Annotated in this window: 25 protein-coding genes and 1 riboswitch; of the genes, 14 read left to right on the top strand and 11 right to left on the bottom strand. The window is 68.1% G+C overall.

Annotated features, from left to right (window positions below; all coding sequences use genetic code 11):
• On the top strand, positions 1-606 hold the full coding sequence (locus QZX62_RS06665) for a phosphatase PAP2 family protein (protein WP_294173121.1): 606 nt from the start codon (positions 1-3) through the stop codon (positions 604-606).
• On the opposite strand, the gene QZX62_RS06660 is transcribed toward QZX62_RS06665, so the two are convergent.
• From QZX62_RS06660 to QZX62_RS06625, 8 genes are all read right to left on the bottom strand, one after another.
• Complete coding sequence (locus QZX62_RS06660) at positions 587-1186, bottom strand: DUF938 domain-containing protein (protein ID WP_294173120.1); 600 nt, start codon at positions 1184-1186, stop codon at positions 587-589. The two genes, QZX62_RS06665 and QZX62_RS06660, sit on opposite strands and share 20 nt — an antisense overlap.
• Positions 1183-1650, bottom strand: a complete 468-nt coding sequence (locus tag QZX62_RS06655) for an abscisic acid-deficient protein Aba4 family protein (protein ID WP_294173119.1) — start codon at positions 1648-1650, stop codon at positions 1183-1185. Before QZX62_RS06655 ends, QZX62_RS06660 begins: the two co-directional genes overlap by 4 nt.
• 4 nt (positions 1651-1654) lie before the next feature.
• Complete coding sequence (gene gcvPB / locus QZX62_RS06650; protein WP_294173153.1) at positions 1655-3265, bottom strand: aminomethyl-transferring glycine dehydrogenase subunit GcvPB; 1611 nt, start codon at positions 3263-3265, stop codon at positions 1655-1657.
• 2 nt (positions 3266-3267) lie between these two features.
• The gene (gene gcvPA, locus QZX62_RS06645) at positions 3268-4626 is read right to left on the bottom strand and encodes an aminomethyl-transferring glycine dehydrogenase subunit GcvPA (protein ID WP_294173118.1); all 1359 of its coding nucleotides are present in this window, start codon (positions 4624-4626) and stop codon (positions 3268-3270) included.
• Positions 4627-5376: a trans-aconitate 2-methyltransferase gene (locus QZX62_RS06640; RefSeq protein WP_294173117.1), complete on the bottom strand. Its 750-nt coding sequence runs from the start codon at positions 5374-5376 to the stop codon at positions 4627-4629.
• Entirely contained in the window at positions 5373-5744 is a 372-nt protein-coding gene (gene gcvH / locus QZX62_RS06635; RefSeq protein WP_294173116.1) for a glycine cleavage system protein GcvH, read from the bottom strand. Before gcvH ends, QZX62_RS06640 begins: the two co-directional genes overlap by 4 nt.
• Positions 5745-6884: a glycine cleavage system aminomethyltransferase GcvT gene (gene gcvT, locus QZX62_RS06630; RefSeq protein ID WP_294173115.1), complete on the bottom strand. Its 1140-nt coding sequence runs from the start codon at positions 6882-6884 to the stop codon at positions 5745-5747.
• Between the two features lie 146 nt (positions 6885-7030).
• Positions 7031-7124: riboswitch (glycine riboswitch) on the bottom strand.
• 74 nt (positions 7125-7198) lie between these two features.
• A complete protein-coding gene (locus tag QZX62_RS06625; RefSeq protein WP_366926188.1) occupies positions 7199-7834 on the bottom strand; it encodes a hypothetical protein in 636 nt (211 codons plus the stop codon).
• Between the two features lie 91 nt (positions 7835-7925).
• On the opposite strand from QZX62_RS06625, the gene ispH reads away from it, so the two are divergent.
• Together ispH and rnhA are read left to right on the top strand one after the other, a co-directional pair.
• Positions 7926-8873 (top strand): 4-hydroxy-3-methylbut-2-enyl diphosphate reductase, encoded by a 948-nt coding sequence (ispH, locus tag QZX62_RS06620; RefSeq protein ID WP_294173114.1) that lies wholly within the window; start codon positions 7926-7928, stop codon positions 8871-8873.
• Between the two features lie 10 nt (positions 8874-8883).
• Complete coding sequence (gene rnhA / locus QZX62_RS06615; RefSeq protein WP_294173112.1) at positions 8884-9348, top strand: ribonuclease HI; 465 nt, start codon at positions 8884-8886, stop codon at positions 9346-9348.
• Positions 9349-9405: 57 nt separating this feature from the next.
• Here the strand turns inward: rnhA and QZX62_RS06610 are convergent, their stop codons facing one another.
• A complete protein-coding gene (locus tag QZX62_RS06610) occupies positions 9406-10482 on the bottom strand; it encodes an FAD-dependent oxidoreductase (RefSeq protein ID WP_294173111.1) in 1077 nt (358 codons plus the stop codon).
• A 50-nt stretch (positions 10483-10532) separates the two neighbouring features.
• Here QZX62_RS06610 and QZX62_RS06605 point away from each other — a divergent pair, with 50 nt between their 5' ends.
• From QZX62_RS06605 to QZX62_RS06570, 8 genes are all read left to right on the top strand, one after another.
• Positions 10533-11018, top strand: a complete 486-nt coding sequence (locus QZX62_RS06605; RefSeq protein WP_294173109.1) for a prepilin peptidase — start codon at positions 10533-10535, stop codon at positions 11016-11018.
• Positions 11019-11064: 46 nt separating this feature from the next.
• Positions 11065-12096 carry a Flp pilus assembly protein CpaB gene (gene cpaB / locus QZX62_RS06600; RefSeq protein ID WP_294173107.1) on the top strand — a complete coding sequence of 344 codons (1032 nt, stop codon included), beginning with the start codon at positions 11065-11067 and terminating at the stop codon, positions 12094-12096.
• 1 nt (position 12097) lies between these two features.
• Entirely contained in the window at positions 12098-13543 is a 1446-nt protein-coding gene (locus QZX62_RS06595; RefSeq protein ID WP_294173105.1) for a type II and III secretion system protein family protein, read from the top strand.
• A 26-nt stretch (positions 13544-13569) separates the two neighbouring features.
• Positions 13570-14190, top strand: coding sequence for a CpaD family pilus assembly lipoprotein (locus QZX62_RS06590; protein WP_294173104.1), 621 nt, complete (start codon positions 13570-13572; stop codon positions 14188-14190).
• Between the two features lie 16 nt (positions 14191-14206).
• On the top strand, positions 14207-15472 hold the full coding sequence (locus QZX62_RS06585) for a pilus assembly protein CpaE (protein ID WP_294173103.1): 1266 nt from the start codon (positions 14207-14209) through the stop codon (positions 15470-15472).
• Positions 15473-15535: 63 nt separating this feature from the next.
• The gene (locus QZX62_RS06580; protein ID WP_294173101.1) at positions 15536-16513 is read left to right on the top strand and encodes a type II secretion system F family protein; all 978 of its coding nucleotides are present in this window, start codon (positions 15536-15538) and stop codon (positions 16511-16513) included.
• A gap of 15 nt (positions 16514-16528) precedes the next feature.
• On the top strand, positions 16529-17530 hold the full coding sequence (locus QZX62_RS06575) for a type II secretion system F family protein (protein WP_294173099.1): 1002 nt from the start codon (positions 16529-16531) through the stop codon (positions 17528-17530).
• A 110-nt stretch (positions 17531-17640) separates the two neighbouring features.
• Entirely contained in the window at positions 17641-18030 is a 390-nt protein-coding gene (locus tag QZX62_RS06570) for a hypothetical protein (RefSeq protein ID WP_294173098.1), read from the top strand.
• 65 nt (positions 18031-18095) lie between these two features.
• On the opposite strand, the gene glyS is transcribed toward QZX62_RS06570, so the two are convergent.
• Together glyS and QZX62_RS06560 are read right to left on the bottom strand one after the other, a co-directional pair.
• A complete protein-coding gene (gene glyS / locus QZX62_RS06565) occupies positions 18096-20204 on the bottom strand; it encodes a glycine--tRNA ligase subunit beta (protein ID WP_294173096.1) in 2109 nt (702 codons plus the stop codon).
• Positions 20201-21070, bottom strand: a complete 870-nt coding sequence (locus tag QZX62_RS06560; RefSeq protein ID WP_294173092.1) for a glycine--tRNA ligase subunit alpha — start codon at positions 21068-21070, stop codon at positions 20201-20203. Before QZX62_RS06560 ends, glyS begins: the two co-directional genes overlap by 4 nt.
• A gap of 100 nt (positions 21071-21170) precedes the next feature.
• On the opposite strand from QZX62_RS06560, the gene QZX62_RS06555 reads away from it, so the two are divergent.
• From QZX62_RS06555 to QZX62_RS06545, 3 genes are all read left to right on the top strand, one after another.
• Positions 21171-22082, top strand: coding sequence for a TraB/GumN family protein (locus QZX62_RS06555; RefSeq protein ID WP_294173090.1), 912 nt, complete (start codon positions 21171-21173; stop codon positions 22080-22082).
• 186 nt (positions 22083-22268) lie between these two features.
• A complete protein-coding gene (locus QZX62_RS06550) occupies positions 22269-22727 on the top strand; it encodes a hypothetical protein (RefSeq protein WP_294173088.1) in 459 nt (152 codons plus the stop codon).
• Positions 22705-23056 (top strand): hypothetical protein (locus tag QZX62_RS06545; RefSeq protein WP_294173085.1); only part of this gene is annotated, 352 nt, incomplete at its 3' end. The genes QZX62_RS06550 and QZX62_RS06545, both read left to right, overlap by 23 nt.

Here is a 23056-nt window from a genome sequence, read left to right as displayed (position 1 = left end):
ATGCCCTTCCGCCTGATCCTCGCCTCCGCCCTGCTGCTGATCGTCCTCGTGGCCGGACTATCCGGGGGCGGGGGGTTGTACGGCGATGCAGCGGTGGTGGGGCACTTCGTGGGCTGGCGTGCCCGCTATCCGGACGCTGCGGGGGCGCTGATCTTTCTCACGCACCTGGGCGGATCGGCGGCATTGATCCCTGCCGCAGCCGCAGCCGCGCTGGCGACGGCCGCGCGGCATCGCCCGGCCGCCATCGCGCTGCTGGCTACGGTCGTCGGCGGCCGGCTGCTGATCGAGCTCACCAAGATGGCGGTAGGCCGGCCGCGCCCGACGCTGGACACGCATCCCGTGTACGTCTTTTCCCAAAGCTTTCCGAGCGGACATGCGGGCAACACGATGATCACCTTCGGCGCGATCGCACTGATTGCCTTGCCCGAGCGCTGGCGGGCGGGCGGGCTGGTCGCCGCCGTTACGCTAAGCCTGCTTATTGGATCGACCAGGCCGATGCTGGGCGTGCATTGGCCGAGCGACGTGGTCGGCGGCTGGTGCCTCGGCCTGCTCTGGCTCCTCATCTGCTGGACCTTGTGGGAACGCTTCAGCCGGTCGCGGACCTGAACAGCAGCATGCGGTTGTTGGCCGGCATGGCGCGCTCGGCCTCGAGCGTCAGGCCGCGCTTCGCGGCCTCCTCCGCAAAGACGGCGACGCGGCGCAGACCCCAGGAAGGGCTTCTGCGCTTGAGGTCGGCGTCAAACAGGAGGTTGGAGGGCGCAGTCTCCTCCCCGTCGACGATCCACGGCCCGTAGAGGATCAGCGGTCCGCCGGCGGCAAGCAGCTGCGCCGCGCCGGCGAGCAGCCCGAGCGAGGCCTCCCACGGGCTGATGTGCACAATGTTGATCGACAGCACGGCCTTAGCGGTGACCACCGGCCACTCGCGCTCCGCCACGTCAAGGCGAACGGGCGGCAGCAGGTTGCGCGGTCCTTCCTCTGCCCGCCATTGGGCGGTGGACGCGAGCGCCGCTGCGTCGGGGTCGCTCGGCTGCCAGTCGAGGTCCGGGAAGCGCCGCGCGAACGCCAGCGCATGCTCGCCGCTCCCGCTCGCCACCTCCAGCACCAGCCCGCCGGCGGGCAGCCACTCCGCCAAGACGTCGCCGATCGGACCGACGTTGCGCGCGGCGGCCGGCGAGCGCAGCTTCATGCGGGCAATCGGGCGGCTCGGCGCGCGCGTCCCTCGCGCAGTAGGAGCCACAAGAGCAGGCCGAGCGGACCCGCGAGGAAGGTCAGCAGCAGGACGGGCAGCTGGACCCAGCGGCTGACCTCCTTCGCGTCGGCGTCGCGCGCGATCCACAGGCCGACGAACAGGTCGAATGCGAGATAGTGGGTCCAACCGATCACCAGCCCCGCATCGCTCATGAACAGGGCGCGAAGCCCGGGGATGCTGTAATCGGCCAGCTCCGGGGTCCCCGCTAACGCGACCCGGCCGGGGTCGGCACCGCCGAGCACCAGCGCGCCGACCATCGCGGCATAGGCGAGGCACAGCAGACCGACGCACGCGAACAGCACCAGCGAGTGGACCGCCGGCCTGCGGGGAAGCAGCAGAAGGGCGAGCCAGCCGAGAACGGCGACCAGATTGGTCAGCCCGAACAGCGCCGGCCAGCTCATGCCGCTACTGCCCGCCGACCTCGTTCCGGCCGCTTATCTTAGGGGCGTCGGGCGCCGGCGTCTTCCAACCGATCACCGGCTTCCTGGCAGCCAGCGTCTCGTCGAGCCGCCGCCGCGGGGCGTAGACCGGCGCCGACTTGAGGCTCTCGTCCCCCGCCCGCGCCCGCTCGGCGATCGAGCGGAGCGCAGCGATGAACTGGTCAAGCGCCGCCTTGGACTCGGTTTCGGTCGGCTCCACCAGCATCGCGCCGTGCACCACCAGCGGGAAGTACATGGTCATCGGGTGGAAGCCTTCGTCGATCAGCGCCTTTGCGAGATCGAGCGTAGTAATGCCCCCGGCAAAGCCCGCGTCGGAGAAGATGGCCTCGTGCATGCACGGTCCCGAACGCGCAAACGGCGCATCGAGCACGTCCTCCAGGCTGCGGAGCACATAGTTGGCGTTGAGCACCGCGTCCTCGGCGACTTGCTTGAGCCCGTCCGCCCCGTGGCTGAGGATGTAGGCCAGCGCCCGGGTGAACATGCCCATCTGTCCGTGGAAGGCGGTCATCCGCCCGAAGCTCTGCATCGCGCCGCCAAAGTGGACTTGGCTGAACTCCTCGGCCTGCTCCTCCTCGACCAGGTGCACGACGCCATCGGCGGTGCGGGCGGTGTAGGGCAGCGGTCCGTAGGGCGACAGCGCTTCCGACAGCACCACCGGGCCCGAGCCCGGACCGCCGCCGCCATGCGGGGTGGAAAAGGTCTTGTGGAGGTTGATGTGCATGGCGTCGATGCCGAGGTCGCCCGGCCGCACCTTGCCGACGATCGCATTGAAGTTGGCGCCGTCGCAGTAGACGAACCCGCCAGCGGCATGGACCGCGTCGCTGATCGCCTTCATGTCCGGCTCGAACAGCCCACAGGTGTTCGGGTTGGTGATCATCACCGCCGCGACATCGGGTCCAAGTCGCCCTTTGAGCGCCTCCAGGTCGACCCGGCCACCGTCGGTCGCGGGAATGTTCTCGACGCGGTAGCCGCAAAAGGCCGCTGTCGCCGGATTGGTGCCGTGCGCGCTTTCGGGCACCAGCACCACCTCGCGCGCGTCGCCCCGGGCTTCCAGCGCGGCCCGAATGCACAAGAGGCCGCACAGCTCGCCGTGCGCGCCGGCCTTGGGGCTCATCGCCACGCCATGCATGCCGGTGAGGTCGATCAGCCAGAACGCCAGCTCGTTGATGACCTCCAGCGCACCGCCCACCGTTTCCCGCGGTTGCAGCGGGTGGATGTCCGCGAAGCCCGGCAGCCGCGCGACCTTCTCGTTGAGGCGCGGATTGTGCTTCATGGTGCACGAGCCGAGCGGGAACAGGCCGAGGTCGATGGCGTAGTTCTGGCGCGACAGGCGCGTATAGTGGCGCACGGTCTCAGGCTCGGTGAGGCCCGGCAGCCCGATCTCGGACGTGCGGGCGAGATTGCCGAGGCGAGACTTGCCCGCTTCCCCGTCCGCGAAGTCCACCCCGGTCGTGTCCGTGTCGCCGATCTCGAAGATCAGCGCTTCTTCCAGCATCAGCGCGCGGTTGCCGGTGATGGTGCCGGTGTCGCCCGGCCCAGCCACGGGGGCCGCCGGCTTCCAGCCGCTCTGGTTGATCGTCACGCCACCACCTCCTTGAGCGCCCCTTCGAGCGCGTCGATGTGCTCGTCGGTTACAGTCTCGGTAACTGCCACCACCAGCCCGTTCGCCAGCGCGTCAACGACGGGGTAGAGGCGCCCCAGCGACACACCGCCGAGCACCCCACGCTCCACCATCGCGTGCACCGCCGGCCGCGCCTCGACCGGCAGCTCCAGAGTGAACTCGTTGAAGAAGCTGTCGTTGACCAGCCGCACGCCGGGGATCGCCGCCAGCCGCTCGGCCACCTCAACCGCGCGGGCATGGTTCAGCGCAGCAAGCTGCCGCAGCCCCTTCTCGCCGAGCAGGGTCATGTGGATGGAGAAGGCCAGTGCGCACAGCCCCGAGTTGGTGCAGATGTTGCTGGTCGCCTTTTCGCGGCGGATGTGCTGCTCGCGGGTGCTGAGCGTCAGCACGAAGCCGCGCTTGCCCTCCGCGTCCACCGTCTCTCCGGCGATCCGCCCCGGCATCTGCCGGACGTGCTTCTCGCGGCAGGCGAACAGGCCCACATAGGGACCGCCGAACTGCAGCCCGACGCCGATCGACTGGCCCTCGCCAACGACGATGTCGGCGCCCATCTCGCCCGGCGCGCGGATTGCACCCAGCGCCACGGGCTCGGTCACCACTGCGATCAGCAGCGCACCGGCAGCGTGCGCCGCATCGGCGATCGGCTGGAGGTCGGCGATGCGCCCAAGGATGTCGGGGTACTGCACCACAACCGCGCTGGTCTCGCGGTCGATGGCGGCGATCAGCCGCTCGCCATCGGTCTCCGCGCCCAGCTCCGGCACCGCGGTCTCCAGCGTGTCGCCGGTAAAGCGCGCCATGGTCTTGCACACCGAGACGTAATGCGGGTGCAGCCCGGACGAGACCACCGCCTTGGTTCGCCGGGTGATCCGCCGCGCCATGCCGATCGCTTCCCAGCAGGCGGTGGAGCCGTCGTACATCGACGCGTTCGCCACCTCGCAGCCATATAGCCGCGCGACCTGGCTCTGGAACTCGAACAGCACCTGCAGCGTGCCCTGCGCGATCTCCGGCTGGTAGGGCGTGTAGGCGGTCAGATACTCGCCGCGCTGGATCAGGTGGTCGACGCTCGCCGGGATATGGTGCTTGTACGCGCCACAGCCGAGAAAGAAGGGCACTTCACCCGCGGGGATGTTCTTGCGGGCGCGCTTGGCGAGGTGCCGCTCCACCGCCAGCTCGGAGGCGTGGTGCGGCAGGCCGGCGATGGGTCCGCTCTGCCGCGCGCTCTCGGGAACATCGCGGAACAGTTCATCGATCGAACCGGCGCCGACGACCTCGAGCATGGCGCTGCGGTCGGCATCGGACAGGGGCAGGTAACGCATCTAGGACGGCTTCCTCATGGTAAATCTTAGGCGGATATAGTCGGCGATGTCGCTGCCGTGCCGTTCCGCAACGGCTTTCGCGATGTCGGCTCGCTCATCGGGCGGCACTGCCGCCGCATCGAGCCAGCCGGCGCGGAACACGCCGACCCAGCCTTCCACGCCATGCTCGAGCCGTGTCGGCCGTTCGATCAGCTCGGCCTCGACGCCGCGGAAGCCGGCGGCTTCGTAGACGCCGGCAAACTCTTCAGCGGTGGGGTACCAATTCGCCTGTCCAAGCGGCGGCCGGTAACCTCGGGACCTCAATTCGTCATTCAGCGCCTGACGCAACCGGCGCAGGTTGCCGGCCCCTCCGAACTCACCGGCGAACCGGCCGTCGGGCTTCAGCGCAAACCAGATCGCCCGCGCCGCCCGTTCCTTGTCCAGCACCCAGTGCAAGGTGGCGTTGGAGAATGCCGCGTCGAAAGCTTCCCCGAACTTCAGCTGGGCCGCGTCCATCAAGCGCGCATCGAGCCCCTTGCTTCTCGCCGCACCGATCATCGACAGGCTGTTGTCGATGCCGACCACATCGGCCCCGCGCTCCTTGATCTGGATGGTCAGCGTGCCGTCGCCGCAGCCCACGTCCAGGATCGCTTCACCCGGCTGCGGATCCAGCAGCTCCAGCGCCGCCGCGCCAAGCGCGGGCACGAAGCCGCCAGCCCGGGCGTAGTCGCCCGCGTCCCACTTGCTGGTCGAGGCGAGCGTATCGATCAAAGCTTGGACGACCACTCGCGGTAGCTGGGCTCGTCCATCAGCCCTTCCAGTTCCGACCGGTCGGTCAGGCGCAGCTTGAAGAACCAGCCTTCGCCTTCCGGGTCGGTGTTGATCAGGGCGGGCTCGTCGGCGATCGCCTGGTTGGCTTCGATCACCTCGCCGCTGATGGGCGAGTAGACGTCGCTCGCGGCCTTCACCGATTCCACCACGGCCGCCTCGTCGCCCTTGTTCAGCTGGCGGCCGGGCTCGGGCGCTTCCGCGAACACGATATCGCCCAGCGCGTGCTGCGCATGTTCGGAGATGCCGACGGTGGCGGTGTCGCCCTCGACTCGAATCCACTCATGTTCCTTGGTGAAGTAGAGGCTCATTCAGGCGGCTCCCTTGCGGTGGTAGCGGTGTTGGACGAACGGTGTCGGCGCGACGGCGGCGGGGAACAGCTTGCCGCGCTGCTCCAGGGTCAGCGGAGTTCCGGGCGCGCCCAAGGCGGCTGCGACGTAGCCCATGCCGATCGGCCGTCCCAGCGACGGCGCGAAGCCGCCGCTGGTCACCCGGCCGATCTCGTTGCCCTCGCCATCGAGGATGCGTCCGCCCTCGCGGACCGGCTGGCGTCCCTCGACCGTAAGGCCGACCCGCTTCTGCACCGGCCCTTGCTCCAGCTCGAGGAGGATCCGCTCGGCCCCGGCAAACCCGCCCTCAGCCCGGCGGCGCTTGGAGATGGCGAAGCCGAGGTCGGCCATCACCGGCGTGGTCCGCTCGTCCAGGTCGTGCCCGTAGAGCGGCAGCCCGGCTTCCAGCCGCAGCGAGTCGCGCGCACCGAGGCCGATCGGCCGGACGCGCTCGTCTGAGGTCAGGGCGTTGGCCAGCTTATCGGCATGGCTGACGGGAACCGACAGCTCGAACCCGTCTTCGCCGGTGTAGCCGGAGCGGCTGATGCCAATGGCCACCCCTCCCCACTCCCGAGAGGTACCCTGCATGAAGCTCAGCTCGTCGGGGACGCCGGGGAACACGCCTTCCAGCACCTCCGCTGCGCGAGGTCCCTGCAGGGCGAGCAGGCCACGGTCTTCCAGATGCTCGAGCGCCACCAATTCCGGCAAGCGCTCGCGCAGATTGGCGATGTCGCCATGCTTGGTGGCGCCGTTCACGACCAGGTAGAAGGCCTCTTCGTCCCCGCGCGAAACGTTGGTCACCATAAGATCGTCGATGATCCCGCCCGTCTCGTTCAGGAGCAGCGAGTAGCGGAGGCGCCCGGGCTTGAGCCCCTTGATGTCGCCAGGCAGCAGCGCTTCGAGCGCCTCGGCGGCGCCGCTGCCGGTCAGCATCAGCTGGCCCATGTGGCTGACGTCGAACAGGCCGGCCGACTCGCGCGTCCATTGATGCTCGGCCATGATGCCCTCATACTGGACGGGCATGTGGTAGCCGGCGAACGGCACCATCCGCCCGCCGCGCGCACGATGCCAGCCATCCAGCGGCAAGGTCTGGGTCAGTTCAAGCGTGTCGGCGTCGGCCATCGATCAAGCACTCCCGGGCAAGTCCGTGCGAAGCGCGTCGCCGCCCTCCGGATCACGAACCCCCGTCTGTCGCTTGCGGCCTGAGAGCTTTGCCCCTTCGGCGTTCCGCCCCGCTCAAGGCAAGACGGACACTTTCCAGACGTCCCTTGTCGCGCGCGGTCCTCGGTGCCTGAGAGATTCCGGGGGCGGTTGCTCCTTCGGCGGCGACGGTCGCCCGCCACACTCTCCCGCGCGCGCCTCCACCAGTTGCCTGGCGGAAGACGGGCGAAGCCTTGGCTGTGCGGACGGGTGAAGTCAACGCCCCGCCGAACGGTTCAGCGCGTCGCGTTGTAGCGCAACTGGTCCTGTGTCAGTTGAAAACCGACCAGGTGCTCGAAGGTCGCGCGGGCGACCGCGTCGCGGATTTTGGGATCGGACAGCGGGTCCACCGCGGCGTTCGGGTCGCCGGCCTTGCGCTCCCGGGTAAGTTCACGCCGCACTCCCGCGGGGAGCGCGGCGGCCGAGCGGGCAACGCGGACGATCGACTGGCTGTTGGTCGAGGCGCGCAGCCCGCCGGCCGGGAAATCCAGCGCCACGGCCCCGACCTTCTTGGCGACCACGGCGGTGCCGCCCTGCACTGCGACCGAGTAGAAGGGCAGCACGACCTGCCGCGGCTGCGACGGATTGCGGCGGGTCGCGACCACGTCGAAGGTGGCCGTGGACACCAAGTTCTGCGTGTCCTCCGTGCAGGTCGAACGCAGGTTGGTGATTGTCGCGACCACGTCGATCGCCGCCGCCGTGCTGTTGCCAGCCGGGTCGAACAGGGTGATGTCGCCGGTCGCACCAGGGATGGCCACCTGCGGGCAGCCGCTGCGCTTGGTATAAACGCCGCCCGCGACAATGTCCCCGCTGCGCGAGCAGGAGGTGGCCAACAGCATGGCGATCGTCAGCGGAACCAGGGTGAGTTTCACGAGGGATGCGTCCTTACCGAGGAGGTGCGTGGTGGCGCGCATCCATAGGAAGCGCCTTTCAAGGCTGCAAGCAATCGCTTACATCGCGCCCATGCTGTCTTCTCTCCCTCCGTTGACCGTCGTCATCGCCGCACCGCGGGGCTTCTGCGCCGGGGTGGACCGGGCGATCAAGATCGTCGAGCTCGCCCTCGAGCGCTACGGTGCGCCCGTCTACGTCCGGCACGAGATCGTCCACAACAAGTTCGTGGTCGACCGCCTGCGCCGGCTCGGCGCGATCTTCGTGGAAGAGCTTGACGAGGTTCCCGACGGCCTACCCGTCGTATTCTCCGCGCACGGCGTGCCCAAGGCGGTCCCGGCCGCCGCGCAGGAGCGTGGGCTCGACTACCTCGATGCCACCTGCCCGCTGGTCAGCAAGGTCCACCGCCAGGCCGAGCGGCTGATCGAGGCCGGGCGGCACATCATCTTCATCGGCCACGCCGGCCACCCGGAAGTGATCGGCACCTTCGGCCAGGTTCCGGCCGGGGCAATGACCCTGGTCGAAACCGTTGGGGACGTCGCGACGCTCCGACCCGCGGACCCGGACAATCTGGCGTTTCTCACCCAAACCACCTTGTCGGTCGACGATACGGCGGCGATCGTCGCGGCGCTCCGAGCGCGCTTTCCCGGCATCCGCGCGCCCCGCGGCGAGGACATCTGCTACGCCACCTCCAACCGCCAGGCCGCGGTCAAGGCCATCGCGTCACGATGCGACCGGCTGCTGGTGATCGGCGCCCCCAACAGCAGCAACTCGGTGCGGCTGGTGGAGGTCGCCGAGCGCGAAGGCGTTCCGGCCCGGTTGATCCAGCGCGCGGGGGAGATGGATTGGGATTGGCTCGGCGACGCACGAAATCTCGGGCTGACGGCAGGCGCCTCGGCCCCCGAGGTGCTGGTCCAGGAAGTGCTCGACACGCTGGCACGACGCTACACGCTGCAGGTCGAAGAAGCCGAGCATGTGCCGGAAGGCATGACCTTCAAGCTTCCGCGCGAACTCGTCGCCTGATCGTCCAGCCATGACCGAACTGCCGGCAGTTGAGCTGTTCACCGACGGCGCCTGCCGCGGCAACCCGGGTCCGGGCGGCTGGGCGGCGCTGCTCCGGATGGGCGGCAACGAACGCGAGCTGTCGGGCGGCGAGCCGCTGACCACCAACAACCGGATGGAGTTGCTGGCCGCCATCCGCGGGCTCCAGGCATTGAAGCGGCCCTGCCGGGTCGTGCTGCACACCGACAGCATGTACGTCCGCGACGGCATCACCAAGTGGGTCCACAACTGGCGCCGAAACGGCTGGCGCACCGCCGACAAGAAGCCCGTCAAGAACGCCGAGCTGTGGCAGGAGCTGTGCGAAGCCGCGGCGGTTCACCGGATCGAGTGGAAGTGGGTGCGCGGGCACGCCGGGCACCCGGAGAACGAGCGCGTCGACAAGCTGGCGTGCATTGCGGCGGATGGGATGCGGTCCCCTGCGTCATCCCGGGCTTGACCCGGGATCCGCCTTCCACCTTCATCGACCAGCAGAGGAAGGACAGGGGACCCCGGCTCAGGGCCGGGGTGACGAGCTAAGCCGCCTCGGATCGTAGGGCGCCGGATCGACCGGCACCTCGCCCTTCCCGAGGATCAGCGCCGCACACAGCGCAGCCGCCGCCGGCGCCGTCTGGATGCCAAAGCCGCCCTGCCCCGCGCACCAGAAGAAGCCAGCCGCGTCGCGATCGAACCCGAACACCGGCAGCCGGTCGGGCGCAAAGCTCCTTAGCCCCGCCCAGCTCCGCTCCACCCGCTCGACCGGCCAATCGACCACCTGGCTGAAGCGATCGATCGCGACCGCGACGTCCAGCTCCTCGGGCGCCGCGTCGCACGGGTCCGTTGCGACCTCGTCGTGCGGGCTGAGCCAGATCGACCGGTCGCCCTCACCCTTGAAGTAGAAGCTGCCGTCCGCAGCGATCACCAGCGGCAGCCGCTGCAGCCCCGTTCGCCCGAGCCGCAGCTGCACCATGGTCCGCCGCTTTGGGGCGATGCCCAGCGGCCGCACGCCGCAGCGCTCCGCCACCGGGTCGGCCCAGGCGCCCGCCGCGTTGACGATGACGTCCGCCGCGATCTCCTCCCCGCGCTCGAACCGCGCGAGCCAGCGCCCGGGGCGCCGCTCGGCGGACATCAGCCGCATGCCCGTTCGCACGGCACCCGCATTCGCTTGCAGCTCGGACAGGTATGCCTGGTGCAGCCCGCTGACATCGATGTCGGCCACGGCAGGCTCGTCCAGGCCGCGCACCCACTGCGGCCGCAACCCAGGTAGTAGCCGCTCCAGCGCCGCCCGATCGAGCGGCTCCACCGCGCAACCCGGAACGATCTCGATGGCGTCGCCTGCCCGCGCGAGATGGATGGCGCCACGCGGGCTGAGATAGCCGCCCAACTCCAATGATGGCCGGCTCGCTCGGGTCAGCGGCGCGACCAGCGCTCCGCCATAGCCTTCGTGCCAGAAAGCAGCCGACCGGCCAGTCGCATGCTGGCCGGGCACGTCCTCCGCCTCCGCCAGCAGCACGCGAAGGTGCGGGGCCAGGGCTGCGCCCAAGCTGGCCCCGGCAATCCCGCCTCCAATAATCAGAACGTCGACGCGGTCCATTGCGGCTCGCCGGTTACGGTTTGGAAAGACGGCTCGTCTAGGCCTCAGCCATGATGAACGCCGCATTCACCTTATGGCTGCCTGACGCGCTGCTCCTCGCCCTGGGGCTGCTGCTGCTGCTGGCCGCCGGAATCGACGTCCGCACCTACACCATCCCCAACCGGCTGAACCTGCTCATCGCCGTTCTGGCGCCGCTCTTCTGGTGGTCCGTCGAGCTGGCCTTGTGGCCGGATGTCGCGATCCGGATCGGCGTCGCCCTGCTCGTCTTCGGGTTGCTCGCCCTCGCCTTCGCGGCCGGGATGATGGGCGGCGGGGACGTCAAGCTGGCCGCGGCGGTGGCGCTGTGGTTTCCGCCACTCGCGACGGTCAAGATGCTGGTCGTAATGTCGATCGCAGGGGGCGTGCTGACGCTGCTCATCCTGCTGATCCACCGCGCGCGGGCCCAGCAGGGCCGACCCAAGATCCCGTACGGCGTGGCCATTGCGGCGGGCGGCTGGGCCATTCTCGCCGAACGATATCTTAACCAATTTGCCTGATGTCTGAGACGATCAAGGGAACCCATTCGGGGGAGGCGGATACGCCATGGATGTGAAGAAGATCGCGCTTCTGGTCGGAGCGCTGCTGGTTGCCGCGGTGACTGCGATCATGGCCAAGAACATGTTCACCGGTGCCTCGGCGCCGAGCGCGGAAGCGGCCGCCGTTCCGGTTGGGCCGAGGATCCTGGTCTCCAAGAAGGCCCTCACCGTCGGGACCATCGTCGATGCGGAGAGCTTCACCTTCCAGCCTTGGCCCAAGGACCTTATCCAGAACGCCTACTACCAGGAAGGCCAGCCCGACAGCAACATGCAGTCGCTGCTTGGAACGGTGGTGCGCCAGCCGATCACGGCCGGCCAGCCGCTGACCCGCGGTTCCCTGGTCGGGCCCAACGACCGCGGCTTTCTCGCCGCGGCGCTCGGGCCGGGCATGCGTGCGGTCACCGTTCCGGTGAACGTGATCGGCGGAGTTTCCGGCTTCGTCTTCCCGGGTGACCGGGTCGACGTGGTCCTGACGCAGGAAGTGGTCGGCGGCGGCGATGGCCCCCCGCTCAAGGTATCGGAGACGATCGTCCGCAACGTACGGGTGCTCGCCACGGACCAGGCGGTGGACCGCAAGGGTGAGGACGGCAAGCCGCTGGTCAAGACCTTCAGCAACGTCACCGTGGAGGCCACCCCGCGGATCGCGGAGAAGATGGTCGTTGCCCAAACGCTAGGCGCCCTGACGCTGTCCCTGCGTTCGCTGGCCGACAACACGGCTGAGCTGGAGCGGGTCGTGGCTTCGGGCCAGGTCAAGCTGCCGGCCGGCAGCACCCCGGCGGAGGAGCGGCGCCTGCTGCTCGCCCTTGCCAACCAGCCTACCGACGTGGCGGGCACCTACAGCACCGGCGGCGACGTGTCGCGCTTCCAGCGGCGCACGGTCCCGGCTCGTCCGGCTGCGCCGCCGTCCGCGCCGCCGGTGCGGATCGAACCGCCGGTCAACGTCGCGAGCAGTGCTTCGGGGGAAGCGCGTCCCGCGGGACCGATGGTCCGGGTGAGCCGCGGCAACAATGTCAGCTACGTTCCAGTGGGGGCTCGCTAAGATGACCAGTTCCACCATCCGCCGCCACTCGCGCCTGGGCACCGCCCTTGCCGCACTGGCCCTCACCACGGGCACGGTCGGCCTCGCCGCTCCCGCCGCGGCCCAGCCCTCGGCCGCCCGGCCCTCGGAGACGCTGAACCTAGCCCAGAGCACCGGCACGCTGGTCCGCCTGCCGGCACCGATGACCGACCTGTTCATTGCCAACGACGCGGTGGCCGACGTCCAGGTCCGCTCGAACAGCCAGCTCTATATCTTCGGCAAGCAGCGCGGCGAGACCACCGTCTATGCCACCGACAAGGCCGGCCGGGTGGTCTACTCGGCCAACGTCCGGGTCGGCGCGAACGTCGCGTCGGTCCAGGACATGTTGCGGGTGGCGATGCCTGAAGGGCAAATCCAGGCCGTCCCGATGAACAATCTGGTGCTGCTGACGGGCACCGTCAGCTCGCCGGACGATGCGGCGGAGGCGCTGAAGCTGACCCAAGCCTATGTCGGCGAAGGCACCCAGGTCGTCAGCCGGCTGCGCTCGGCCACTCCGCTGCAGGTCAACCTCAAGGTCAGGTTCGCGGAGGTCAACCGCTCGGCGCTGAAGCAGATCGGCGTGAACCTGCTGAGCCGCGATACGACCGGCGGGTTCCAGTTCGGCATTGGTCAGGGCGACCCCGGCACGAACAATGCATCCGGACAACAATTCAAGTTCGGTACGGCCGGCACCACCCTCGCTGGCGCTGGCAGACTGTTCGGCCTGGACCTGCTGGCAACCCTCAACCTGGCAGTGAACGACGGCTTGGCCTCGATCCTTGCCGAGCCGAATCTCACGGCGTTGTCGGGCGAAACTGCCAGCTTCCTGGCTGGGGGCGAGTTCCCGGTTCCGGTGAGCCAAGCTCAAGGCGCCGTTACGGTTGAGTTCAAGCAGTACGGCGTGGGTTTGGCGTTCACGCCCATCGTGCTTGCCGATGGCCGCATCTCCATGCGTGTTCGACCCGAAGTCAGCGAACTCAGTGCGGAAGGGTCGATCAAGATCGGCGACTTCTCCATCCCCGCGCTGACCACACGACGGGCGGAAACAACAGTCGAGCTCGGCTCGGGCCAGTCCTTCATGATCGCTGGCCTGCTTCGGAACGTGAACACCACCGCCATCAACAAGGCGCCGTTCCTGGGCGACCTGCCGATCCTTGGCACACTGTTCCGCTCGAGCAACTTCCGCCGGCAGGAAACGGAGCTGGTGATCATCGTGACGCCCTATCTGGTGCGCCCGACGTCAGGCCGCTTGGCGCTGCCGACCGACGGCTACCGCGCCCCGAGCGACCCCGAGCTCACCTTTGAAGGTCAGATCTTCAAGGGCGTCTCCGGACCGCGTGCCGTGCCTTCAGCCGTCCGGCCCGGCGTCAGCGCCTCTACCACGGGCGCGGCCGCGACGACCGCCCCTGCGCCAGGCTTCAAGCTGTGACCCGCCCTTCGACAGGAGACCGCACGATGCGCAAGACCTTGGCCCTCCTGCTCCTCGCTTCGGCGGCTGGAGCCTGCGGTCACACCCCCAGCGACCAGCCGGAGCGCGGCGTGTCCGCCCTAAACGTGCCGGTGGTTGCCCGGACCGATTACGCCTTTGACGCGGCCGCTCCCGGCGGCATGCTCGCGCCCGGCGAGGCAGGCCGCCTCGATGCCTGGTTCCGCGGGCTGGAACTTGGCTACGGCGACGCGATCTTCGTCGACGGCCCCTACGCTGACGCCGTGCGCGGCGAAGTAGCTCAGGTTGCCGGCCAATACGGCCTGATGGTCTCGCGCGGCGCCCCGGTCACCGTTGGCGCGATGCTCGACGGCACGGTCCGGGTGGTGGTCAGCCGCAACCGGGCAAGCGTTCCCGGCTGTCCCAACTGGAGCGAGCCCGCCTCGCCCAATTACCAGAATCGCATCATGTCGAACTTTGGTTGCTCGGTGAACGGCAATCTGGCCGCCATGATCGCCAACCCCAGCGATCTGGTCCACGGCCAGGAGGGCGGCGCAGTGGTCGACCCGGCCACTTCGGCCAAGGCCGTCAACGCCTACCGGAACAAGCCGGCCACAAGCGGCGGCGTGCAAGCCGTCAGCACCAAGTAAGCGGAAGGCCGATCCCATGAATGCTCCTTTTCAAGCGCGCGCGGGCCTCCGCGACCCATTCCAGGCGTTCGTCTGCGACGACGCCACCGCCGACCTGCTCCGGCCGCTGGCGGTTGAGCACGGCTGGAGCCCGGAAAAGGTCAACAAGGGCGGGCTGCGCAACGCAGTGCAGACCTTGTCGGTCGCCGCCAGCCCCAACATCCTGTTCGTGGACCTGTCCGAGTCCGCCGACCCGCTGAACGACATCAATGCGCTCGCCGAGGTTTGCGAACCGGGCACCATCGTGATCGCGGCGGGCCAGGTGAACGACGTTCGCCTGTACCGCGACCTCGTCGCCAGCGGCATCCACGATTATCTGCTCAAGCCCTTCAGCGTCGACCAGATCCGCGACACCTTCGCGCACGCCCAGTCGATCCTGTCCGGCCCGCGCGGGGAGGTGCAGGTCGACCGGCCGCATGTGATGACGGCGGTGGTCGGCGTGCGCGGCGGCGTTGGCGCCTCCACGGTCGCCACCTCGCTCGCCTGGATGCTGGGCGACAAGGCCCACCGTTCAACCGCGCTGCTCGACCTCGACATCCATTTCGGCACCGGTGCCCTGGCGCTGGACCTGGAGCCGGGACGAGGGCTGACCGACGCGATGGAGAACCCCAGCCGCATCGACGGATTGTTCATCGAACGCGCCATGGTTCGCGCCAACGAGCGGCTGTCCGTGCTGTCGGCCGAGGCGCCGATCAACACGCCGCTGATGACGGACGGCGCCGCCTTCTTCCAGCTGCAGGAAGAGATGCGCAGCGCGTTCGAGTCCACGGTACTGGACCTGCCGCGGCACATGTTGATCCAGTTCCCGCACATGGTCCACGATGCCCATGTCGCGGCCGTCGTCTCCGAACTGACCCTGGCGTCGACCCGCGACACCATCCGGATCCTCGCCTGGCTCAAGGCCAACGCGCCCCAGACCAAGGTGCTGGTGATCGCCAACCGGGTGCCCACCGGCGGCGCGCTGGAGATCAGCCGCAAGGACTTCGAGCAATCGATCGAACGCCCGGTCGACATTGTGATCGGCGAAGACGGCAAGCTGGCGGCCCAGGCCGCGAAGCTCGGCAAGCCGGTCGCGGAGATCGCCGGCGGCAAGGCGGGTCAGCCTTACCTGCAGCTGTGCAACATGGTGCTGAGCCACGCGACCGAAGAAGGTGCCGCCGCCAAGTCCGGCGCTCCCGCCGCATCCAAGTCGCTCGTCGGCAACCTCAAGGCCATGCTGAACAAGCCCAAGATCGCGGCCTGACCCGGGTTCCCGAGGCGGCGATCGCCGCTCGGGCGGACGCGGCAGGCAGGAAGGATTGAAGCAATGTCGACTACGACGGTGATGCTGATGGCAGGGGCCGCGGCCTTGATGCTGTTCATGCTCGCAGCGGCGTTCAGCGGTCCCTCCCCGACCAGGGCCTACAAGCGCCGGATGGAGCTCATCAAGGAACGGCACAGCGAGAACCTGCTGGCAGCTAACGCCAATGCGCAGATCCGCAAACTGTTCGCGCAGCGGCAGAGCCGGGCGGACACCTGGGCTTCCACCCTGATGCCCAAGCCGGCGCTGCTCCGCCGCCGGCTGGAGCAGACCGGCAAGCCGTGGACCCTCGCCCAATATGGGCTCGCGACCGTCGGAATCGTCACGGTTATCGCCGGCCTGCTCCTCCTCAAAGGCATGCCGGCGGCCTTGTCGCTGTTGTTCGCCGTGTTCGTGGGTGTCGGCTTCCCGCACCTGGCGATCGGCTTTTTCATCAAGCGCCGGGTCGCGGCGTTCAATGCCAACTTCCCCGACGCGATCGAGTTGATGGTTCGTGGCCTGCGCTCCGGGTTGCCGATCACCGAAACGCTGGGGATCGTCGCGACCGAACTCTCCGGCCCCGTTGGCGTCGAGTTCCGGGCCGTCGCCGACCGGATGAAGATCGGCCGGACCATGGATGCTGCGCTTCAAGAAACCGCGGAGCGGCTCGGCACGGCCGAGTTCCAGTTCTTCGTGATCACCCTCAACATCCAGCGCGAGACCGGCGGCAACCTTGCCGAAACCCTGTCCAACCTCGCCGACGTGCTGCGCAAGCGCGCGCAGATGAAGCTCAAGATCAAGGCCATGAGCTCCGAATCCAAGGCGTCGGCCTACATCGTAGGCTCCCTCCCCTTCATCGTCTTCACCATGGTCTACATGATGAACCCCGAATACATGGCCGGCTTCTTCGTCGACGACCGGCTGATCGTCGCGGGGCTCGGCGGGCTCCTGTGGATGGGCATTGGCGTGTTCATCATGGCCAAGATGGTCAACTTCGAGATCTAAGGGGCTTTTGTCGTCATGCAGCCTGCTTCCGGTCCGACCCTGCTCGGTTTCGACGTCATCTGGGTGGCGACCCTGCTGTCGGCAGTGGCCACCATGGCGGTGCTCGTCGCCCTTTACGCCGCGACCACCGTCCGCGACCCCATGGCCCGCCGGGTCAAGGCGCTCAACGAACGCCGCGAGCAACTGAAAGCCGGCATCGTCGCCTCCACCAACAAGCGCAAGAAGCTGACCAACAAGAATGCCGCCGCCGACAAGGTCCGCGGCATCCTGTCCAGCTTCAAGATGCTGCAGGACGATCAGCTCAAGGCGACGCAGCTGAAGCTGATGCAGGCGGGTATCCGGGCCAAGGACCTGGCCTTCTTCATCATTCTCGCGCGCTTCCTGCTGCCGTTGGTGCTGGGCGGCGCGGCGATTGTGCTGATCTACGTGCTCGACACCTTCCCCGACTGGGGTGCTTTCAAGAAATACGGGGTGACCGCGGGCGCGCTGATCGGCAGCTACAAGGCGCCCGACCTGTGGCTCAACAACAAGGTCAAGAAGCGCAGCGATGCGGTGCGCAAGGGCCTGCCCGACGCGCTCGACCTGCTGGTCATCTGCGCCGAAGCGGGCCTCACCGTCGACGCCGCCTTCGGGCGCGTCGCCAAGGAGCTCGGTAAAGCTTATCCGGAGCTCGGCGACGAGTTCGGCCTGACTGCGATCGAATTGGGCTTCCTCGCCGAGCGGCGCCAGGCGTTCGAGAATCTCGCCAGCCGGGTCGACCTGGAAGCGGTGCGCGGCGTGGTCACCACCATGATCCAGACCGAGAAATACGGCACCCCGCTCGCCTCCGCGCTGCGCGTGCTGTCAGCCGAGTTCCGCAACGAACGCATGATGCGCGCCGAGGAAAAGGCCGCGCGCCTGCCCGCGATCATGACCGTTCCGCTGATCCTGTTCATCCTGCCGACCCTATTCGTGGTGATCCTCGGCCCCGCGGCCTGCTCGATCAGCGACAGCATGATCGCCGGCGGCGGCAAGTAAACGCTTCCCGATAGACCGCCGCCCGCTTGCCATGTGGCGCGGGCGGCGGAACTTCCGTCCGGTCCCCGCGCTCTAGGTCGTTACGGACGCGACAAGGGGAACACACGGCCATGACGACCTTCACTCCCGACCAATGGATCATCCTCGGACTGGTCTTTGCGCTCGGCCTGCTCGTCGGCATGTGGCTGACCAGCGGTGGCCGTCGCAAGTGGAAGACGCGCTACAACGAGGAAGTGGAGCGCCGCCGCACGCTGGAGCGCGAGAGCAAGGATCGGGAAGCGCACTGGACCAGCCGTGAAAAGGAATGGCGGGAGCAGGACAGCCTGCGCACCGCCGCCGCCGGGCGCCACCGTGACGGCCCGCGCTTCGTCGAGACGCGTGACGACGAGACCTCGCGGGTGACCGACATCCACGGTCGGGACGGACAGCGGCGCGACGTCGATCGCGACGGCGTCCCCGACCGCGACGACCGGCGCCCGGCGGACGACCGGCGCTTCTGAAGCTTGTGCTCCCGCGAAGGCGGGAGCCTAGTCGTGGGCTCCCGCCTTCGCGGGAGCACAGCCGATCAGCCCTCGATGCTGGAGAAGTCCGCGACCCGGTGCACCGCATCGCGGAAGCGGGCGAGCAGGTTAAGCCGGCGCGCACGGACCTGCGGTGCGGGGTCGTTGACCGTCACCTTGTCGAAGAAAGCATCGATCGGCTGGCGGAGCGAGGCCAAGGCCGACATGGCCGCGCGGAAGTCCTCGGCCTCTACCGCTGCCTCCGCCCGCGGCTCCGCCTCGTCCAGCGCGGCCACCAGCGCCTGTTCCTCGGGCGGCGCATCGTCCGGCGCGGCGGAGCCCTGGGCCATCTCCCGCACCGCTTCCGCGATCGCGGGCTCCTCGACCAGCACCAGCGGGTCCTCTTCCCCCGTCTGCGGCATCGCCTGCTCCCCCGGCCCCGCCATCACCCGCGGCAGCGACCAATTCTCCTTCTTGAGAATGTTCGCCGCCCGCTTGTAGCCGGCGACGAGGTTCGCGCCGTCCTCGGTCTGGACGAAGGATTGTAGGGCTTCCATGCGCGCTCCCAACCTAGCGAGGTCACCATCCGAACTGACGGCTATCACCGCATCTATAAAGTCAGGTCGACCGCCAGCTTCGCGGTTCTGGAATTTCCAACGATCAACCATGAACTCGAAAGCTTCAGGGCCGAGCAGCTCTCGCAGGTTCAGCCGATAGGATCGAACAAGCACGTAATAAACTATCCCGAGCCCGGCGCGCCGAACAGCGAACGGGTCGCGCGAACCTGTCGGCTTCTCACCGATCGAGAAGAACGATCGGACATTGTCGATGCGATCAGCTAACGCGACTGCAGCAGGCACACCGTTGCGGGCTTTAAGGCCATAATGATCGCGCACCGCATCGGCGACCGCCTTCGGCTCGCCTTGGCGCTCGGCGAGATAGCCTCCAATCACCCCCTGCAGCTCGGGGAACTCGCCGACCATGCCGGTGACGAGGTCGGCCTTGGCCAGGCGGGCGGCGCGTTCGGCCTGGTCGGGATCCGCGCCCTTGACCACGCCCTCCTCGACCAGCCACCGCGCCAGCTTGGCGACGCGCTCGACCTTGTCCGCGACGGTGCCGAGCTTCTCGTGGAACACGACCTGTCCGAGCTTCGCTGCCTGCTGCTGCAACGGAACCTTGAGGTCCTGCTCCCAGAAGAAGCGCGCGTCGGCCAGCCGGGCAGCCAGCACCCGCTGATTGCCCTCCACGATCGCCGCCCCATCGTCGTTGGCGGCGATATTCGCGGTGCAGATGAAGGCGTCGGCGAGCGCGCCCTCGTCGCCGCGCAGCACGAAATACTTCTGGTTGACCCGCGCGGTCAGCTGGATGACCTCGGGCGGGACGTCGAGATAGTCGGCGTCGAAGCGTCCCAACAGCGGCACGGGCCATTCGGTCAGCCCGGCGTTCTCGGCGACCAGTCCCTCGTCCTCGACCAGATCCAGCCCCGCTCCGTCCGCCAGCGCCCGCGCGCCATCGCGGATGATCGCGGCGCGCTCGTCCTGGTCGACGATCACATGGCATGCGCGCAGCTTCTCGGCGTAGTCGCTCGCGCCGGCCAGGGTGATCGGCCCCGGATGATGGAAGCGGTGGCCGACGGTGGTCGCGCCGCTCGCGGTGCCGTCCACCTCCACCGGCACGATCTCGTCGCCGAGCAGCGCGACGATGCCGTGCAGCGGCCGCACCCAACGGAGCGACGCGGTGCTGGCGGAGGCCGCGCCCCAGCGCATCGACTTTGGCCAGGGAAAGCCGCGGACGATGCGCTCGATTGCCGGCCCGAGCACCGCGGAGGTCGCCTGCCCCGGCTTGTCGATCACCGCGTAGAACACGCCGTCGCGCTCGACCAGCTGCTCCCGCGCCAGCCCGGTCTTGCGTAGGAAGCCCTCCAGTGCCTGCGGCGGCGCGGACGCACGCGGCCCCTTCAGCTCCTCCCTGGCGGCGGCGGTCGCCACCGGCAGCCCCCGCGCGATCAGCGCCAGCCGTCGGGGCGTGGCGAAGGTCTCGATCGCCTCCGCCCGCAGCCCCGCCTTGTCCAGCTCTTCCGCAAACATCCGCGCCAAGCTGTTCCGGGCCCCCGCCTGCATCCGCGCCGGAACCTCCTCCGAGAGGAGTTCGAGCAGGAAGTCGGCGGTGCTCACGCCGCCTCTCCCCGGCACTCCAGCCACTTGGCGCACGCCGCCTTGGCGAGGTCGCGGACGCGGCCGATGTAGGCCTGGCGCTCGGCAACCGAGATCACCCCGCGGGCCTGCAACGTGTTGAAGATGTGGCTCGCCCGGATCGCCTGCTCGTAGGCTGGGATGGCTAGGCCCGCGCCCAGCGAGTTCTCCGCCTCCGCCGCGGCCTTGCGGAAGCCGTCGAACAGCGCGTCGGTGCCCGCGACCTCGAAGTTCCAGGTCGACATCTGCCGCTCGTTTTCGCGGAACACGTCGCCATAGGTCACGCCCGCGTTGTTGAACCGGAGGTCGAACACATTGTCGACGCCTTGGATGTACATCGCCAGCCGCTCCAGCCCATAGGTCAGCTCGCCCGCGACCGGACGGCAGTCGAAGCCGCCGACCTGCTGGAAATAGGTGAACTGCGTCACCTCCATCCCGTCGCACCAGACTTCCCAGCCCAGCCCCCAGGCGCCCAGCGTCGGGCTTTCCCAATCGTCCTCGACGAAGCGGATGTCGTGGCGGAGCGGATCGATGCCGATCGCGTCCAGCGAGCCGAGGTAAAGCTGCTGCAGGTCCGGCGGGCTCGGCTTCAGCATGACCTGATACTGATAGTAATGGCCCAGCCGGTTCGGGTTCTCGCCATAGCGCCCGTCGGTCGGGCGGCGGCAGGGCTGCACATAGGCGCACTTCCACGGCTCGGCCCCGAGCGCCCGCAGCACGGTGGCCGGGTGAAAGGTCCCCGCCCCCATCTCCATGTCGTAAGGCTGGAGGATCAGGCAGCCGCGGTCCGACCAATAATGGTGCAGGGTGAGGATCAGGTCCTGGAAGCTGAGGCCCGTGCTGGTCACCGGCGGCGCTTTGGCAGCAGCGCGGAAGCTCGGCAAGTGGACCGGGGCAGCCGCCGCACCTACATCGGCTGTTAACCGAGGCGAGGGCAAGGCCGAGCGCATGACATTGAAGCATTGGTTCAAGCGGGGGCTCGCGGCCCTCAGCATTGCAACGCTGGCGGCCGGCTGCGGCAGCGCTGCACCGGCTCAGCGCACGTCGGCGGCCCCGCGCCCGGCGCTGTGGCAGGTCAAGGACCGCGACACGATCGTCTACCTGTTCGGCACCATCCACCTGCTGCCCCGCGGCTACCAGTGGCGCACGCCCAAGCTGGACGCGGCGGTGGCGCGCTCCAACGGGCTGGTGGTCGAGACCATCATCGACGCCAAGAACCCGGCCGAGCTGATGGCGGTCATGGCGCGCCTCGGCGTCAATCCCAGCGCCCCGCCGCTGCTGAGCCGGGTGCCCGCCGACAAGCGGGCCGCGCTGCAGGCGGCCATCGCGCGTTCGGGCGTGCCCGCGGCCGCCTACGACCGGCTGGAGACCTGGGCGGCTGCCTTCACCCTGATCGGAACCCAGTTCCGCTCGATCGGCCTGCATGGCGACGAGGGGGTTGAGACCACGCTCAAGCAGGCCTTTACCGCCGCGGGCAAGCCGGTTGGCCAGCTCGAGACCAACGCCGAGCAGCTCGGCTTCTTCGACACCATGCCGGAGGAAGCGCAGCGCGCGCTGCTGATCGCCTCGCTGGACCAGCCGGAAAAGGTCCGCGACCAATTCAACGACATGCTTGCGGCCTGGGTCCGCGGCGACGTCGCGGCGATCGCCAAGACTTTCAACGACGACATGGCGGGCTCGAGTGCGCTCAGCGAAGCGCTGCTGCGTCGCCGCAACGCCAACTGGGCGCGCTGGATCGAGGGGCGCATGGGCCAGCCCGGAGCCGTGCTGGTGGCGGTCGGCGCCGGGCACCTGGCCGGCAACAACTCGGTCCAGGCCATGCTGCAGCAGCGCGGTCTCAAGGTGACGCGGGTCCAGTAGCCCGCCCGGACTTGGCGCGGCCACCGTTGTCCAATGCACGGCTTGGGACAGCTTTGCGCCCAGGCAGTAGTTAGGGCCGCGATCGGCGATACCTGTTAGCGAATATCCGTTCAGCCTGCGCGATCGCATAATGCGAATCCTCGCATAGGCAGCTCGGCTGCACGCTTCGTCTTCGGCCTACCTCGGATGCCGCAACAAACGTGCACTAAGTCCGCAGTCGCCGGCCCCGATGCATTCCGGCTCATCGCCGAATTCCTTATGTCAGGGCTCGATGTCGACCTCAAGGCGGCTTTTGGCACCAACGTTATCGGTGCAGCCCGGCATGTCGACGACTACTACATAGGCTTGGGCGGTGAAGCGGAGGCGTTAGCTGCCCTTTCCGTGCTTCGAGACACGCTGCAACGGTACAGCCCCCATGCGAATGATAGTAAGACCTCGATCATGAAGGGTGTCGAGCCCCTGAATGACCTTTGGGCGCAGGAACTCCGCCAAACAGCCCGGAGCATCAACAGCTGGCGTGGCGCCTCAGAGATCAACGATCTCGTGCTGTTCCTGAACAAGGCCGTCTCGATCGGGAACGCAATCCGATCAGACAGCCCGGTCGAAAATTGCGCTCCGCACGTTGGACCAGATAAGAGCTTATGACGGGAGGAAGTGGGACACCATCGAGCCCTATCTGCAGCGTATCATGTTCCATCATCCGCATGCGATCGACTATGCAGCGCTGTTGGTCGTTAAGAGAGTGGCTGAAGGGCAGCCGATCGATCGCGACGGCTGGAAAGAGGCTGCTTACGATTTGATCCGGCGACACCTTGCCCTCAATCATCATCACGAAATCGTGTGGCTGCTCTGGCTGTTGCTGACGGTCGACCTGGAAGTTTCCGAACAGCTTGCAACCGAATGCTGCCGAAACCAGAATGCGCATATTCTATCGATGCTCGCTGCCGCAAACCAGAAGGGCATGCTAGGGCGCC

This window comes from uncultured Sphingomonas sp., assembly GCF_902806265.1.
Lineage (GTDB): Bacteria > Pseudomonadota > Alphaproteobacteria > Sphingomonadales > Sphingomonadaceae > Sphingomicrobium.
Note: the sequence above shows the minus strand (reverse complement) of the source record. Positions and strands in the feature narration are given on the sequence as shown.